Genomic DNA, 16,771 nt, shown 5'->3' with positions numbered 1-16,771 from the left:
GGGCCGTCTGTGGGGCAAGCGACATTGAAGAACGACTTCCACATTCCAGCAATAGCTGTCTTGAAGTAAAAAATTTTTAGTGCTGGATTAGATTTTATGTTGGACCTCTGCGGCTGCCCATACCCTGCCATTTCCGCCCCGCCCGGGGCGCGATAGCATGCCCATCTATATCCTTCAGCGCCTCGGCATGATGCTGTTGACCCTCTGGGCCATCGTCACGCTGACCTTCTTTCTGATGCATGCGGTCCCCGGCGGCCCCTTCGTGTCCGAGAAAATGTTCGCGCCCGAAATTCAGGCAGCGCTCAATGCCAAATACGGGCTCGATCAGCCAGTGTGGCAGCAATATCTCAGCTATCTCCGTGGGGTCGTGACCTTCGATCTCGGGCCTTCGTTCAAGTATCCGGGCGTTTCGGTGAACACCATGATCGCCGATGGCCTGCCGGTCACCCTGCGCACAGGTCTGCTCGCGGTCATCGCCGTGGTCGCACTCGGCGTGCCCTTGGGCATCATCGCCGCGCTTAATCGCAACAAGTGGCCCGACACCACTGTGATGCTGATCGCTACCATTGGCGTCGCCATCCCCAGCTATGTCATCGCCACTGTCACGCTCTACATTTTCGCGCTGCGCCTGGGTTGGGTGCCCACTTTTGGCCTCAACGACTGGCGCGGCTATATCCTGCCGGTCTTTGCGCTCTCGGGTTTCTGGGTCAGCTTCGTGGCGCGCCTGACGCGCTCATCGCTGCTCGAAACCTTCGAACAGGACTATATGACCACCGCCCGCGCCAAGGGCCTGCGCCCCAGCCAGGTGTTGTTCAAGCATGGCCTGCGCAATTCTCTGGTGCCGGTCGTGACCGTGCTCGGTCCGGTCGTCGCCAATCTCATCACCGGCAGCTTCGTCATCGAGCAGATCTTCGCGCTGCCCGGCATCGGCCGCCAGTTCGTGCTGTCGATTACCAATCGCGACTATACCGCCATCATGGGGATCACCATTTTCTATGCCGCCGCCCTCATGGTGATGATCCTCATCGTCGACCTGCTTTACGCCGTGCTCGATCCCCGCATCAAACTCACGAGCGCAGCAGCATGAGCGTCATCACCCCGGACATGTGGGAAAAGCTGCCGCCCGGCGATGGAGCTGCTGTGGTTTCTGCCCCGAGCCTGACTTATTGGCAGGATGCGCGCCGTCGGCTCTGGGCTAACAAGCCTGCGGTCATTTCGATTGCCTTCATCGTCGCGCTGATCTTTGCCGCCATTTTCGGTCCGCTGTTCAGCCCGTTCAGTTATTTCGAGCAGAACCTTAAACTCGCAAATATCCCTCCGGCCTTCGACACCTATACGGTCACCGACGGGCAGGGCGCCTCAACGCGCTTCTTCCTCAACGCATCCAATTTCAATCTCTATGAGGTTGATGGCGAAGGCCATGTGCTTGGCCTGCTGCGTGGCGAGCGCAAGGACATGATCAAGAAGTCGCAGGACTTTAAGTTCGGCGACGCGACCGTCACGCTGGACTATTCGAGCCTGCCAGCCAAGCTCGTCACCGCCGACGGCACGACGATCAATCCCAATGGCTGGTCATGGAACATGACCTACGTCTTCGGCACGGACCAGCTCGGTCGCGACGTGCTGGTCCGCCAGCTCTATGGCGCCCGCATCTCGCTCACTGTCGCCTTCGTCGCGACGCTGGTGAACTTCTTCATCGGCATCTTCTATGGCGGCATCGCCGGCTATATGGGCGGCAAGACCGATGCCATCATGATGCGCATCGTCGAGATCATCTCCACCATCCCGCTGACCCTCTACGTGGTCCTGCTCATGGTGGTGTTCGACAGCGGGCTTTATTCCATCATCATCGCGATTGGCTCAGTGTTCTGGGTCGACATGGCCCGCATCGTGCGCGGCCAGATCCTGTCGCTCAAACAGCAGGATTACGTCGCCGCCGCCCGCACCATGGGCGCTTCGACACCACGTATCCTGACCAAACACCTGCTGCCCAATTCCATCGGGCCGATCATTGTCACGCTGACCATGCTGATCCCATCGGCCATTTTCATCGAGAGCTTCATGAGCTTCATCGGCCTCGGCGTCACGCCGCCGCTGGCCAGCTGGGGCACGCTAACCTCCGACGCGGTCGAAACGATGCGCGCCTATCCACACCAGCTGTTCTTTCCGGCCGCCGCAATTTCTCTGACGATGTTTGCCTTCAACTTCCTGGGCGATGGCCTGCGCGATGCGCTCGATCCGAGGTTCCGGAAATGACCGCCCCACAAATGTCCGAACCCGTATTGTCCGTCCGGGACCTGACCACGTCTTTCTTCTCACAGCGCGGCGAAGTTCAGGCGGTACGGGGCGTCAGCTTCGACGTCTATCCCGGCGAAATTCTTGGCATTGTCGGGGAATCCGGCTCAGGAAAATCCATCACCTGCATGTCCATTCTGCGCCTTCTCAAGGCGACTGGCCGCGTCAAGTCCGGCTCGGTGAGCTTTGAGGGGCAGGACTTGATGGCGCTCGATCAGGTTGATCTACGCGACATTCGCGGCAACAAGATCGGCATGATTTTTCAGGACCCGATGACCAGCCTCAATCCCACGCTCACCGTGGGCGAGCAGGTCATCGAAACTATCCTGCGCCACCGCAAAGCAACGCGCGCCGAGGCCCGTGCCCGCGCCATTGAACTGTTCGAACTGGTCCGCATCCCATCGGCCGCCGAACGTCTCAAGTCGTACCCCCACGAATTTTCCGGCGGCATGCGCCAGCGCGTCATGATTGCGATAGCCCTGGCCTGCGACCCAAAACTGCTGATTGCAGACGAGCCAACCACTGCACTCGACGTCACCATCCAGCGCCAGATCCTCGGCCTACTCAAGGATTTGCAGACGCGCCTCGGCATGGCTGTCATCCTCATCACCCACGATCTAGGTGTCATCGCTGAAGTCACCGACCGCATTGTGGTGATGTATGGCGGCCTCGTCATGGAGACCGGTCCAGTCCGCGATCTCTTTGCGCGCCCAATGCATCCTTATACCCAGGGACTGCTCGCCTCGGTTCCCGATCTGCGCGACGACACCCACAAACGACTGACGCCCATTCCTGGTTCGCCTCCCGACATGGCTCATCCGCCCACCGGCTGTCCCTTCACGCCGCGTTGTCCGCACGCCATGCGCCAGTGCCAGGCAGCCTTGCCCCCCATCTTCGGTGACGAGCAGGGCGCGCGGTGCTGGCTGCACCACCCCGACGCACCTAAGACCGAGGTGGCAGCATGACCACTGAAGCCAAGCCCCTCGTCTCCATCAGAGACCTGCACAAGCACTTCACTGTCGGTCGTTCCCTATTCGGCCCTAAGCCAACCTTGCGTGCCGTCGATGGCGTCGACCTCGAAATCAAGCGTGGCGAAACTCTTGGCCTTGTCGGGGAGTCGGGTTGCGGCAAGTCAACGCTCGCGCGGACGCTGATCCGCCTCTATCAGCCAACATCTGGCTCCATCGACTTCGATGGCCTCGACGTCGCCAAAGCCAGCGAGCGCAACCTCACCCCATTCCGCCGTCGCGTGCAGATGATCTTCCAAGACCCTTATGCCAGCCTCAATGGCCGCATGACCGTCCATGATCTGATCGCCGAACCGCTCGAAATCGCGCGCATCGGCACGCCTACCTCACGCACGGCAAAGGTGCACGAGCTGCTCGACCGCGTCGGCCTGCACCGAGACCACGCCAACCGCTTTGCCCACGAATTCTCCGGTGGCCAGCGCCAACGCATCGGCATCGCCCGCGCCATCGCGCTGGAGCCCGATCTGGTGATCTGCGACGAGCCCATTTCGGCGCTCGATGTCTCGGTGCAGGCGCAGGTGGTCAACATGCTTGAGGACCTGCAGGATCAACTGGGCCTGACCTATCTCTTCATCACCCATGACCTGTCGATGGTGCGTCATATCTCCGACCGTATCGGCGTCATGTATCTCGGCAAGATCGTCGAGCTGGCCTCCAACACCGATCTCTATCGGCGGCCATCGCACCCCTATACGCAGGCGCTGCTCGCTTCGATTCCGGTGCCCGATCCAACCGCTGTGCGCCCGGACGAACCCATGCGCGGCGAAATCCCGAGCCCGATGCATATTCCCACCGGCTGCCGCTTCCGCACCCGCTGCCCGATGGCGACTGAACTCTGTGCCAATACCGAACCCGAACTCCGCGACATCGGTGGTGGGCACCTTGCTGCCTGCCACTATGCCGGTGACGCGGTGCCGCAACGCGCGGCGTAAGCTGTCTGCAAGAATACCGCCGGCGTCCCAAGGCGCTGGCGGCAAACAGAACGAAAGGCAGGAAGATACCTGCCCGAAAAGGAGAGAAAGCATGAACAAGCATTTTCTGCCGCTGCTCACCGCGGCCTTCCTCGCATCCACAGTCGGGTCCTTCGCCGCGGGCGAACTGACCTATGTGGTCAATAACGAGTCCGCCAAATACGATCCCGGCACCACCGCCGAAACCTTTGCCGCGCCGATCATCGGCAACACCTTCGAAGGCCTCGTGCGCTTCGACGCCAATGGCGAAATCGTGCCTGCGCTGGCTGAGTCCTGGGACGTCTCCGAAGATGGCCTGAACTACACCTTCCACCTGCGCGACGCGAAGTGGTCGGACGGCAAGCCGGTCGTCGCTGGCGATTTCGAATATGCCTGGAAGCGCGTTCTGAACCCGGCAACTGGCGCGATGAACTCGGCGATGCTGTTCTCAATCGTCGGCGCTGAAGAAGCCTTCAATGCTCCGACCGAAGTCGCTGGCATCGCCATCGCCGCTCCAGATGACAAGACGCTGACCTTCACGCTCAAGGCCCGCGTTCCCTACATGCTGCAGTTGCTGACCTACACGACCTTCTTCCCGGTCCGCGAAGACATCGTGACCGCAGACCCAGAAGGCTGGACCCGCAACCCGGCCACCTTCATCGGCACCGGCCCATTCCGCGTCACCCAGTTCAATTCCGGTGAATCGGTCGTCTTCGAGAAGAACCCAGAATATTACGATGCAGACGCTGTCTCGCTCGACAAGCTCACCTTCCGCCTGATCCCCGATCCAGCAACGGCTCTCGCCGCTATGGAAGCCGGTGACGTCGACGGTATCGAGTCCGTCCCTGCGCCAGAAATTCCACGCCTTTCGGTTGAATCCGACGCCTTCATGATCGTGCCAGCTCTCGGCACCACCTATGCGTTCTTCAACCCGCATCAGGCACCGCTCGATAACCTCAAGGTCCGTGAAGCCCTCTCGATGGCAATCGACCGCGAAGAAATCGTCGAGTTCGTGCTGCAGTCCGCCGACATTCCTGCCATGGGCCTCGTGCCTCCCGGCATGATGATCAATGGCGAAGATTTCACTGATGGTCGCGACAGCTTTGGCCTCGCGCCAACTGCTGAAGTGGACGCGGCCAAGGCCGCTTTGGCCGAAGCTGGCTATCCGAATGGCGAAGGCTTCCCGGACACGCTGTTCGTGACCTACTCGTCGCCTCCGATCGAAAAGCTTCTCGAAGCCATCCAGCAGATGTTGAAGCAGAACCTCAATATCGACGTGAAGATCCAAGCGTCCGAGTGGCAGGTGTTCTATCCAGAAGTGCAGAAGGTCGAGTACCAGATCGCGCAGATGGGTTGGGGCGCTGACTATCCGCACCCGATGACTTTCCTCGAAAACTTCGTGACCGGTAGCCCGAACAACCTCGCCAACTGGTCCAACGCCGACTACGACGCAGCTATCGAAGCGTCCAAGTCGACTGGCGACGAGGCAGAGTCCCTGGCAGAAATGCGCAAGGCTGAGGCAATCCTGATGAACGATCACGTCATCCTGCCGCAGTACCACCGCTACAACTACATGATGATGAGCCCCAAGGTGACCGGCTTCTGGCGTTCGACCTTGAACGTGCCCTACTTCCGCGACGCGTCGATCGCTGAGTAATCTGAACTAGCACGAGCTTTAGGCCTCTCCCTTGGTAAGGGAGAGGCCTTTTGCGTTCTGAGGTATCTGAGTACCCGCGCCGGGGCACGGTGGATGGTCGAGTGCTAAGCGAGTTCCTCCCCCTATCAGGGGAAGGCCAGGAAGGGGTATCCCACAGAGGCCCCCTTCGCCGTCTACTCCTCGTCTCCCTTCACCGCCTCCATCGACACATGGGTGCTCGTATGCGCCACATGGGGCAGGGCGCTGATCCGTTCGCCCAGCACTTCCCGATAGTCTGCGATATCCTTGGTCCGCACCTTGAGCAGATAGTCAAAGCTCGATGCGATCATATGCGCCTGCTCCACCTCAGGGATCGCCCGCACAGCCTTGTTGAAAGCCGCAAGCGCCGCCTTACGAGTATCGCTCAGCTTCACCTCGACAAAAGCCACATGCGGCAGCCCCAGGCGCTTGGGATCGATCACCGCGCGATAGCCCAGGATATAGCCAGACTTCTCCAGCCGCGCGATCCGTGCCTGACATGGCGTCTTGGACAGGTTTACCCTTCGGCTAAGCTCGGCCACGCTGATCCGTCCATCCTTGGCCAATTCATCGAGGATATGCCGATCAATCTGGTCTAATGTCTCGTAGGTGACGGTTTTCATGGTGGTTTGTCTCGGTCTGGACGCTCAACATACCGCTGAACGCGCGTAGGTGCCACAAAATCAGGCGAAACGCCTGTCAAACATCTGGCAATGTGCTGCGCAATCAGCAGCCCTCCTGCACAGGATGAGGGTTCACAAAGCTCAGAGCGCCATGACCGACATCACCGCCGCCCGCCAGTCTCTCCGCGACCACAACCTCGCCGACGAAACCAAGCTCGTCCGCCAGCTCATCGCCGATACTGGCCTCACCGAGGCCGACCGCAAGGCCATATCCACCCACGCCGAAAACCTCGTCGCCACGGTGCGAAAGGGCAACCGGCTTGGCCTGATGGAGTCGTTCCTCGCCGAGTATGGTCTGGCGACCGACGAAGGCGTGGCGCTGATGTCGCTGGCCGAAGCACTGCTGCGCGTGCCTGACGCCGAAACTGTCGATGCGCTGATCCACGACAAGGTGGGCGGCTCCAACTGGGCCAGCCATTTCGGCGGTTCCTCCAACCAGCTCGTCAATTTTTCCAGCTGGGCCCTGAGCCTCACTGCTGACGTTCTCGGCGATCCAGAAGTTGGCCCCAAGAACGCACTGCATCGTGCTATCGCCCGTCTGGGCGAACCCGTGATCCGCACCGCCGTCGGTCAGGCCATGCGCCTGCTGGGCAGCCAGTTCGTATTCGGCCGCACAATCGATGAAGCCATCGCCAATGCGAAAAAGCCCGAAGCGCTCGGCTATCGCTATTCTTATGACATGCTGGGCGAGGCCGCCCGTACCAGCACCGACGCCGTGCGCTATTTCGACGCATACAGCCGCGCCATTGCCAGCCTGGCACCTCATTGCGCCGCGCCATCGGTGCGCGATAATCCCGGCATTTCAGTTAAGCTCTCGGCGCTGCACCCGCGCTACGAGTTCGCGCAGCGCGAACGCGTCATGGTCGAACTCGTTGATGCGACTCGCAAACTCGCCATCGCCGCCAAAAATGCGAACATGGGCTTCAACATCGACGCCGAAGAAGCCGACCGGCTCGACCTGTCGCTCGATATCATCCATGACGTTCTCGCCACGCCAGAACTGGCGGGCTGGGATGGCTTCGGCGTGGTGGTGCAGGCCTATGGCAAGCGCGTGCTGCCGCTGATCGATTGGCTCGACGCGACCGCCAAGTCGCTTGATCGCCGCATCATGGTTCGCCTCGTCAAGGGCGCCTATTGGGACGCCGAGGTGAAGCGCGCTCAGGTCATGGGGTTGGACGGCTATCCGGTCTTCACCCGCAAGTCGTCGACCGACATCAGCTATATCGCTGCGGCGCGCAAGCTGTTCGCCTCGTCCAACATCTACCCGCAATTTGCCAGCCACAATGCTCACACGGCAAGCGCCGTGCTGCATCTGGCGGCCGAGGCTGGACGTTACAACGACACCTACGAGTTCCAGCGCCTGCACGGCATGGGCGAACGCCTGCACGAAGTACTGCGAACCAATCACGGCACCCGCACCCGCATCTACGCCCCCGTCGGCGCGCACAAGGACCTGCTGGCCTATTTGGTCCGCCGCCTGCTCGAAAATGGCGCCAACGGCTCTTTCGTCTACCAGATCGCCGACGAGGACATCCCGGCCTCGGTCGTGGCCGAAGACCCCATCACCAAGGTGCTGGCTTTGGGTGACGCGATCCCCAACACGGCAATTCCCGCACCAGTCGCCATTTTCGGTGATCGTCGGAATTCGGCTGGTCTCGACCTTACCGACCCCGTGGTTTTCCCCGAAATGGAGACAGCTCGTTCGGTTTTCCAGACGACGCAATGGCACGCGACGCCAATGCTGGCCGAAGAAAATGCGGCGACGGGCTCTGCTGTCGAACTGAGGAACCCGGCGGATCATTCCGATGTGATAGGCACCGTAACCGATGCCACACTGGCTGAGGTCGCAACCGCCATCACTGCAGCCAATGCCGCCACATGGGCTCAGACCCCAGTGCAAACGCGGGCCAACCTGCTCCGTGTCACGGCTGACCTCTACGAGGACAACCGTCCCGAACTCTTTGCCCTTCTCACCCGCGAGGCTGGAAAGTCATGGGCCGATGCGGTCGCCGAAGTTCGCGAAGCCGTAGACTTCCTCCGCTACTACGCCGAACAGGCCGAAGCGCAGCCCCTCGCGGCACCGCTTGGCCCAATCGCCGCCATCTCGCCGTGGAACTTCCCGCTGGCCATCTTCACTGGCCAGATTGCGGCAGCCCTCGTCGCTGGCAATCCGGTGCTTGCCAAGCCCGCGCCACAGACGCCGCTGATCGCCTTCCGGGCGGTGCAGATGATGCATCAGGCCGGGATCCCTGCTGACGCCGTCCAGCTACTCCCCGGCGCTGGCGAAGTGGGCACCGCGCTCACCTCCAACCCAGCCATTGCCGGTGTCGTCTTCACCGGCTCGTTGCCCACAGCTCGACGCATCGACCGCGCCATGGCCGCCAATCTCGCCGCAACCGCGCCGCTGATCGCCGAAACCGGTGGTCTCAACGCCATGATTGTGGATTCCACAGCGCTGCCCGAACAGGCCGTGCGCGATATCCTCGCATCGTCGTTCCAGTCGGCCGGTCAGCGCTGCTCGGCATTGCGCGTACTCTACCTCCAGGAAGATGCTGCCGAGCGGACCATCGAGATGCTCAAGGGCGCCATGGACGAGCTGACGCTCGGCAATACCTGGGACCTGGCCACCGACATTGGCCCCGTCATCGACGAGGCGGCGCGATCAAAAATCCAAGCCCATATCGATAGTTACGAGCGTTCGGGGAATCTGATTCATCGCTTGAAGACGCCAGAACACGGCACCTTCATTGCCCCGACGGTTCTCCGCGTCAAAGGCATCGGCGATATCCCTGAAGAAATCTTCGGCCCGGTCCTGCATGTCGCGACCTTCAAGGCCGATGAACTTGACGCCGTCATCGCTGCCATCAATGCATCCGGCTACGGACTGACCTTCGGCCTCCACACCCGCATCTCGTCTCGCGTCCGTCAGGTGTCGAACACCGTTCGCGCTGGCAATATCTATATCAACCGCAACCAGATCGGCGCGGTGGTGGGCTCACAGCCCTTCGGCGGCGAAGGCCTGTCCGGTACGGGCCCCAAGGCCGGTGGTCCACACTATCTGCCGCGCTTCACCAAGGGTCACGGCGCAGTCGATACCAAGCCGTTGTCGCTGCCCGGCCCAACCGGCGAAAGCAATGTCATGCATGTCGGCCCGCGCGGCGCGGTACTGTGCCTCGGCCCGACGGCTGCCGATCAGCAGGCGCAAGCGGCAATGGTCGCCACGCTTGGCAACACGGCCATGCTGGCTGAGCTCGATCTCGATGCCCTGTCACATGCCAAGACCTTCGACGCGGTGGCATACTTTGCCGATGACGCCAATCTCCGTGCCATCCGCATTGCGCTCAGCGCCCGCGATGGCGCCATCCTGCCGCTGCTGACCTCGGCGGAGGAGGGCGGTCGCCTGCTGTTGGAGCGGCATGTGTGCATCGACACGACGGCGGCCGGTGGCAATGCTAGCTTGATGGCGCAGGCGGGGTAGGGAGAGACGAGTACCCCCACCTAACCTCCCCCTGAAAAGGGGGAGGAACTCGTCCGGTGGATTTGACGAGAGGTTGCCAAGCGCTAGATCTGTTCCTCCTCCTATCAGGGGGGAGGCTAGGAGGGGGTATCCCAACAGAAAAACACCCTCGAGCATCGCCCGAGGGTGTTTCCATTTGAGCGATACGCCAGCACTCAGCCGCGCTGCGCAGCCAACATCGCAAGCTTGGCCGGTACCGAGATCACATCGCGGATCATCTGCACTCGCTCCGGCGTGAAGTGCCCTTCGACATCAAGCATGTTCACCGTGCCGATAAACTGGTCGCCGATGATCACCGGCATGTTGACGATCGACTGGCAACCCAGTGCATTGATCAGCTCGTGATCGAACAGCACCTTGGCGATGTCCTCTATCGTATTGGCGACGAAATAGGCGCGCTGCTTGTGCACGATATCGAACCAGGGGCCGTAGTTGAGCGGCTTGGTGCCTGAGGTCGGATAGTCCACCGGGTGGCTCGTATAGGCCCGGCTCGACAGTTCCTTGTCCATGTCCACGATCATTACGGTGAACAGCTTTGCGCCCACCGTCGCCTGTACCAGCGCCTGCAGCGCTGCATAGGCCTCGTCGCCCTTTGCCACCGCGATTGCCGCGTCGAACTGAGCAATCGCGTCAGAATATTCAGTCATAGTTCCGTCCTTAGGCCGTCACGCCGGCATGGCCTTCCGTGGCCGCCAGCAATTCTTGTGAGTAGGGCTGAGTCAGCCGTCCCTGCTTTAGCTGGTCTACATCGGCGACCTCGACAATCTGCCCGTGCCGCATCACGGCCAGCCGGTCGCAGAGGAAGCTCACCACTGGCAGGTTGTGCGTTACGACCAGATAGGTCAGGCCCTGTTCCCGGCGCAGGCGCTTGAGCAGGTTGAGAATTTCCGCCTGAACCGACACGTCCAGCGCCGAGGTAGGCTCGTCCAGCAACAGCACTTTTGGCTCCAGCATCAGCGCCCGTGCAATCGCCACGCGCTGGCGCTGCCCGCCCGACAACTGGTGTGGAAACCGGAAGCGGAACCGTTGGTCGAGCCCAACGGCCTTGAGCATGGCTTCGACCCGTTCGCCGCGATTGCCAAGACCATGGATGATCAGAGGTTCGCTCAGCACCGCATCGATGGTCTTGCGCGGATGCAGCGAGCCATAGGGGTCCTGAAACACCATCTGGCATTGGGTGACGAACTTGCGGTCCACGCCATGGCTGCGTGGCTTTCCAAGGACGGAGATTGCACCCGTCCAGTCCGGCGCCAGCCCCGCGATCGCCCGCAGGATCGTCGACTTACCCGAGCCACTTTCGCCGACCAGCGCAAAGCTCTCGCCCTCGGCGATCTCAAGGTTCACCCCATGCACGACCTTGGTGTCGCCATAGGAAATATCGAGGTTGGAAAGGCTGATCGCGTTCATGTGCCCGCCCATTGTGTTCGGTCCAGCACTGGCAATTCGTCCCGGCTTTCATTGATCGTCGGCATCGCGGCCAGCAGCCCGCGGGTGTAAGGATGTTTCGCCAGCTCAAGCTGGCCGGAGGCGCATTCCTCGACCACGGTCCCCGAGTTCATCACCAGAATGCGGTCGCAATAGCGGCTGACGAGGTTGAGGTCGTGGCTGATCAGGATCAGCCCCATGCCCTTGCGGGTGACCAGATCGTCGATGATGTCGAGAACCTGCGCCTGAACGCTAACGTCGAGCGCCGAGGTGGGCTCGTCGGCTATCAGCAGTTCCGGCTCGGGGATCAGCATCATGGCGATCATGACGCGCTGTCCCATGCCGCCCGAAACCTCGTGCGGATAAAGCCCGGCCACGCGCTTTGGATCATTGATCCGCACCGCATCCAGCATTGCCAAAATCCGCTCATTCACTTCGCGGCGCGGCAGCTTTTCGTGCGTTACCAGAGCTTCAGCAATTTGCTGCCCCACGGTCATCACCGGGTTGAGCGAGAACTTTGGGTCCTGCATCACCATCGAAATGCGCGCGCCCCGAATGGAGCGCATCTGCTTTTCGCTCTGGCTGAGGAGATCGACTCCCTCGAATGCCAGCTTGTCGGCTGTCACCAGACCCGGCTTGCGGATCAGCTTGAGGATGGCCCGGCCCGTCATCGACTTGCCCGACCCGCTTTCACCCACAATGCCCAGCCGCTCGCGGCCAAGATCGAATGAAATGCCTTTGACGACCTCGACACGACCGCGATTAGTCGGGAAGCTGACGCGCAGGTTTTTGACTTCCAGCAGTGGCGCCATCACTTGCCCTCGTTCTTGGGATCGAGCACGTCGCGCAGACCATCGCCGAGGAAGCAGAAGCCGAGGCTGACGATAATGATGGCAAAGCCCGGCATGGTCGCCACCCACCACTGGTCGAGAATGAACGTGCGGCCACGCGAAATCATCGCGCCCCATTCCGGCAGCGGCGGCTGTGCGCCAAGGCCGATAAAGCCCAGGCCCGCAGCGGTCAGGATCACACCAGCCATATCGAGCGTCACGCGAATGATCATCGAGGATGTGCAGAGCGGCAGGATGTGCTGGACGATGATGCGGATCGGCCCTGCGCCCTGCAACTGCACAGCCGCGATGAACTCCGAACGCCGGATGGTCATCGTCTCGGCGCGCGCGATACGTGCATAGGCAGGCCACGAGGTAATCGCGATGGCGATAATGGCGTTGTTGATTCCCGGTCCGAGCGCCGCCACGAAGGCCAGCGCCAGGATCAGTTTGGGCATGGACAGGAAAATGTCGGTAAAGCCCATCAGGATGCGGTCGACCCAGCCGCCGAAATAGCCTGCGATGGCGCCGATCAACAGGCCCACCGGCGCCGAGATCAGGGCCACCAAGCCGACGATGGTGAGCGTGATCTGGCTGCCCCAGATGACGCGCGAAAAGATATCGCGGCCGAGCTCGTCGGTGCCCATCCAATGCGTGCCTGATGGGGGGGCGAGACGATTGGCCAAATCCTGTCCGGTGGCGGAGTAGGGGGCCAGCCACGGCGCAAAGATCGCCGTAAAGATCAGCAGTAGAATGATGAGCCCGCCCACCACCGATAGCGGATTGCGCAGCAGGGCGGTGAATACTCGATAGGCCCGGCCCGCATTGGCCTGCCAGCGGGATGTGGGGGAGTCTTCGAGCAGCCAGTCGCGTGTGGTCATCACCGTGCCCTCGGGTCCAGAACGCGATACAGCACGTCTGAAATCTTGTTTATGAAAATGAAGACGGCGCCGATGACCAGCGTCGAACCGAGCACGGCATTCATGTCGGCGTTGAGCAGCGCGGTGGTCAGGTAATTGCCGATGCCGGGCCAAGAGAAAACAGTCTCGATCATCACCGACCCTTCAAGCAGGCCTGCATAGCTCAGCCCGATGACCGTGATGAGCGGCACCCGGATCGGATTGAAGGCATGGCGCCAGATGACGATCCGCTCCGGCACGCCCTTGACGCGTGCCGTTGTCACAAACTCCTGGCTCAACTGATCGAGCATGAAGCTGCGTGTCATGCGAGCGATATAGGCAAGGCTGAAAAAGCCGAGCACCGATGCCGGCAGGATCAGATGCGTCACCGCATTCCAGAAGATCGTAAAGTCGCCAGCGATCAGGGTATCGATCAGCAACAGACCCGTTACCGGCGGCACCAGCCCGTCGTAGAAAATGTCGAGCCGTCCCGGACCACCAACCAGCCGCCACCGCGCGTAGAATAGCGCCAACCCGACGAGACCCAGCCAGAACGCAGGCATTGAGTAGCCGAGCAGCCCCACCACACGGATGATCTGGTCGACGATCGAACCCTGCCGGCTGGCGGCGATCACGCCCAGCGGAACGCCGATGACCACCCCGATAATGATGCCGAGCGTCGCCATTTCGAGCGTTGCCGGGAAGAACCGGCCGATATCTGTCAGTACTGGCCGCCCGGTCGACACCGACATGCCAAAGTCGCCGGTCAGAACCTTGCCGACATATTGGATGAACTGGATCGGCAGCGGCTGGTCCAGCCCCATCTGTATGCGGGTCGCTTCATAGATCGCATTGCTGGCCCGATCGCCGACCACAGCCAGCACCGGATCGATCGGGATCACCCGTCCGATAAAGAACGTGATCGCCAGCAGCCCAAGAAAAGTGAGGAAAACTGTGGCCGCGAACCCCAGTACGGCCGATACACCGCGTCCCCACTTACGCCTTTGTGACGAAATGGGGGCAGGTGACAGGGCTAATTGCGGGTCCAGACTCAACGGCAAATCCTTTAGTGAAAACAGGGCTTTGCGACCGCGAAATGACTCTCTCGCAGACTGTGAAGGGCTTCATATTTCGCTTTCACCATACAGAAAACTTTGCTTATATCAAAAAAATTTTGGTGGAGCGCATGGCGGAAACAGCACTGGCACAGACGGAAGCGGATGGTCATCCCAAGGTGGGTGCCCTCATTCGCGCCCGCCGTCGTCAGCAGCATATGACGCTCGAAGCACTCGGGAAATCGGCCGATGTTTCGGTCGGCTATCTCAGTCAGGTCGAACGCGATCACGCCACGCCATCGCTTGGCACTCTGGCCCAAATCGCTCGGGCGCTCGGCGTCGGCATCGACTATTTCGTATCGGCCCCTACTGCACAGTCAGCCCTGACCCGCGCCGGTCAGCGCAACCGTTTTTCGGTCGATGGTTCGTCCATCATCTATGAGCGACTGGGCACCGACTTCCCCGGCAACATGCTGTCGAGCTTCGTCATGACGGTGCCACCGGGATATCGGTCGGAAACTGTGGCGCACGAAGGCGAGGAGATCCTCTTTGTGCTCGAAGGGTCGATCACCCAGCGTCTCGACAGCGAGGAAATGATCATGAGTGCGGGTGATAGCCTGCATTTTCGCGGCAACCGCCCCCATTCCTGGTCCAATCACACCGACCAGCCTGCGCGCCTGCTCTGGACGGGCACGCTCACCCTCTTCCGCTCATCGGCCAAGCCCTCGCGGCAGCTGTTGGCGGTGGCGAAACCCGGCCTCAAGCCGGTGAAAAACAAGAAAATAGTCAAACCTACGGAGAAACGTTCATGAAGATGCTTCGCGCCGCCTTGTTGGCGACAGCGCTGACTCTGCCGCTTGCGGCAGGCGCTGTATACGCCGCCACCCCAGCAGATGCCCTGGTCATCGCGCAGAATATCGACGATATCGTCGCGCTCGATCCAGCGCAGGCCTATGAATTCAGCGCTGGCGAGATCAACGCCAACCTCTACGACAAGCTCGTCCAGTATGACGCGGCCGACACCACCGTTCTGGCACCCGGCCTTGCAGCATCGTGGACTGCTGATGAAGCCGCCAAGACGCTGACCTTCACCCTGCGTGATGGCGCGGCCTTCGCATCGGGCAACCCGGTGCGCGGCGAAGACGTGGTGTTCTCGTTCAAGCGCGTTGTCGTGCTGAACAAGACTCCAGCCTTCATCCTGACCCAGCTCGGCTGGACCCCGGAAAACATCGACCAGATGGTCACCGCTGACGGCAACACCGTTACGCTGAAGTGGGAAGGCAACTTCGCATCGGCTTTCGTGCTGAACGTGCTGGCCGCTCGTCCGGGCGCCATCGTTGACGAAGTTCTGGTCAAGGCCAATGAAGTCGACGGCGACTTCGGCAATGCCTGGCTGAACACCCATTCGGCTGGTTCGGGCCCATATGTGCTGTCCGATTACCGTCCGGCTGAAATCGTTCGCCTCACCGCCAACGAAACCTATTTCGGTGGCGCACCGGCGATGAAAACCATCATCATCCGCCATGTTGCCGAAGCCGCGACCCAGCAGCTGCTGCTGACCTCGGGTGACGTCGATATCGCCAAGAACCTCACCCCTGACCAGATTTCGGGTCTGTCAGCCGATGCGGTCAAGGTCGAGACCTATCCGCAGGCCGCCGTCCATTTCCTGTCGTTCAACCAGAAGACGGAATCGCTGACGCCACCAGCCGTTTGGGAAGCTGCCCGTTACCTCGTCGACTATGACGGGATGACCCAGTCCTTCCTCAAGGGTCAGATGGAAAAGCACCAGGCCTTCTGGCCAAAGGGCTTCCCCGGCTCCTACGACGAAACGCCGTATACCTACGACGTTGAGAAGGCCAAGCAGATCCTGGCTGACGCCGGCGTCAAGACACCAATCAATGTGACGCTGGACGTAATCAACTCGACCCCGTTCACCGACATCGCTCAGTCGCTGCAGGCCGGTTTCTCGGAAGCTGGCATCAACTTCGAAATCCTGCCCGGCACCGGCGCTCAGGTCATCACCAAGTACCGTGAGCGTACCCACCAGGCGATGCTGCTGTATTGGGGCCCAGACTTCATGGACCCACATTCCAACGCCAAGGCTTTCGCCTACAACTCCAACAACGCCGACGACAACTACACGGCCACCACCACATGGCGGAACGCCTGGGCTGTCCCGGCCGAGCTGAACGACGAAGTCAACGCCGCGCTTGCCGAACCAGATCAGGCAAAGCGCAATGCCGACTATATCGAGCTGCAGAAGCAAGTTCAGGAAAACTCGCCGATCGTCATCATGTTCCAGGCCGCGCTGACCATCGCGATGGCTTCCAATGTCGATGGCTACGTCAACGGTGCAACCTCCGACTTCGTCTACTACCGCCTGGTCACCAAGCAGTAGTTAGCCGACACCCGTC

The 16,771-nt window shown here is 61.0% G+C and carries 14 protein-coding genes; 8 read left to right on the top strand and 6 right to left on the bottom strand.

Annotated elements, in window-relative coordinates; genetic code table 11:
- Window positions 1-157 precede the first annotated feature (157 nt).
- From ABIE28_RS11020 to ABIE28_RS11000, 5 genes are all read left to right on the top strand, one after another.
- Window positions 158-1,087, top strand: a complete 930-nt coding sequence (locus ABIE28_RS11020) for an ABC transporter permease (protein WP_354062865.1) — start codon at window positions 158-160, stop codon at window positions 1,085-1,087.
- Window positions 1,084-2,256, top strand: coding sequence for an ABC transporter permease (locus ABIE28_RS11015; protein ID WP_354062863.1), 1,173 nt, complete (start codon window positions 1,084-1,086; stop codon window positions 2,254-2,256). Before ABIE28_RS11020 ends, ABIE28_RS11015 begins: the two co-directional genes overlap by 4 nt.
- Window positions 2,253-3,260: an ABC transporter ATP-binding protein gene (locus ABIE28_RS11010; RefSeq protein ID WP_354062861.1), complete on the top strand. Its 1,008-nt coding sequence runs from the start codon at window positions 2,253-2,255 to the stop codon at window positions 3,258-3,260. Before ABIE28_RS11015 ends, ABIE28_RS11010 begins: the two co-directional genes overlap by 4 nt.
- Entirely contained in the window at window positions 3,257-4,255 is a 999-nt protein-coding gene (locus ABIE28_RS11005; RefSeq protein WP_354062859.1) for an ABC transporter ATP-binding protein, read from the top strand. The genes ABIE28_RS11010 and ABIE28_RS11005 overlap by 4 nt, the downstream gene beginning before the upstream one ends.
- A gap of 91 nt (window positions 4,256-4,346) precedes the next feature.
- Window positions 4,347-5,930, top strand: coding sequence for a peptide ABC transporter substrate-binding protein (locus ABIE28_RS11000; protein ID WP_354062857.1), 1,584 nt, complete (start codon window positions 4,347-4,349; stop codon window positions 5,928-5,930).
- Window positions 5,931-6,103: 173 nt separating this feature from the next.
- Here the strand turns inward: ABIE28_RS11000 and ABIE28_RS10995 are convergent, their stop codons facing one another.
- The gene (locus ABIE28_RS10995) at window positions 6,104-6,571 is read right to left on the bottom strand and encodes an Lrp/AsnC family transcriptional regulator (protein WP_354062855.1); all 468 of its coding nucleotides are present in this window, start codon (window positions 6,569-6,571) and stop codon (window positions 6,104-6,106) included.
- 151 nt (window positions 6,572-6,722) lie between these two features.
- Here ABIE28_RS10995 and putA point away from each other — a divergent pair, with 151 nt between their 5' ends.
- Window positions 6,723-10,109 (top strand): bifunctional proline dehydrogenase/L-glutamate gamma-semialdehyde dehydrogenase PutA, encoded by a 3,387-nt coding sequence (putA, locus tag ABIE28_RS10990; RefSeq protein ID WP_354062853.1) that lies wholly within the window; start codon window positions 6,723-6,725, stop codon window positions 10,107-10,109.
- A gap of 194 nt (window positions 10,110-10,303) precedes the next feature.
- Here putA and ABIE28_RS10985 read toward each other — a convergent pair whose 3' ends face one another.
- Genes ABIE28_RS10985 through ABIE28_RS10965 form a run of 5 tightly spaced genes read right to left on the bottom strand, consistent with a single transcriptional unit; the run spans window position 10,304 to window position 14,273 of the window.
- Window positions 10,304-10,795, bottom strand: coding sequence for a GAF domain-containing protein (locus ABIE28_RS10985; protein ID WP_354062851.1), 492 nt, complete (start codon window positions 10,793-10,795; stop codon window positions 10,304-10,306).
- Window positions 10,796-10,805: 10 nt separating this feature from the next.
- Window positions 10,806-11,555, bottom strand: coding sequence for an ABC transporter ATP-binding protein (locus ABIE28_RS10980; protein ID WP_354062849.1), 750 nt, complete (start codon window positions 11,553-11,555; stop codon window positions 10,806-10,808).
- Window positions 11,552-12,385, bottom strand: coding sequence for an ABC transporter ATP-binding protein (locus ABIE28_RS10975; protein WP_354062847.1), 834 nt, complete (start codon window positions 12,383-12,385; stop codon window positions 11,552-11,554). The genes ABIE28_RS10980 and ABIE28_RS10975 overlap by 4 nt, the downstream gene beginning before the upstream one ends.
- Entirely contained in the window at window positions 12,385-13,284 is a 900-nt protein-coding gene (locus ABIE28_RS10970; RefSeq protein ID WP_354062845.1) for an ABC transporter permease, read from the bottom strand. The genes ABIE28_RS10975 and ABIE28_RS10970 overlap by 1 nt, the downstream gene beginning before the upstream one ends.
- The gene (locus ABIE28_RS10965; RefSeq protein WP_354066435.1) at window positions 13,284-14,273 is read right to left on the bottom strand and encodes an ABC transporter permease; all 990 of its coding nucleotides are present in this window, start codon (window positions 14,271-14,273) and stop codon (window positions 13,284-13,286) included. Before ABIE28_RS10965 ends, ABIE28_RS10970 begins: the two co-directional genes overlap by 1 nt.
- Before the next feature lie 215 nt (window positions 14,274-14,488).
- Here ABIE28_RS10965 and ABIE28_RS10960 point away from each other — a divergent pair, with 215 nt between their 5' ends.
- Together ABIE28_RS10960 and ABIE28_RS10955 are read left to right on the top strand one after the other, a co-directional pair.
- The gene (locus ABIE28_RS10960) at window positions 14,489-15,169 is read left to right on the top strand and encodes a helix-turn-helix domain-containing protein (RefSeq protein WP_354062843.1); all 681 of its coding nucleotides are present in this window, start codon (window positions 14,489-14,491) and stop codon (window positions 15,167-15,169) included.
- Entirely contained in the window at window positions 15,166-16,755 is a 1,590-nt protein-coding gene (locus ABIE28_RS10955) for an ABC transporter substrate-binding protein (protein WP_354062841.1), read from the top strand. The genes ABIE28_RS10960 and ABIE28_RS10955 overlap by 4 nt, the downstream gene beginning before the upstream one ends.
- The last annotated feature ends 16 nt before the right edge of the window (window positions 16,756-16,771 follow it).

The organism is Devosia sp. 2618, from assembly GCF_040546815.1.
Lineage (GTDB): Bacteria > Pseudomonadota > Alphaproteobacteria > Rhizobiales > Devosiaceae > Devosia.
The sequence above is the reverse complement of the archived record's forward strand: the minus strand, read 5'-3'. Positions and strand labels throughout refer to the sequence as shown.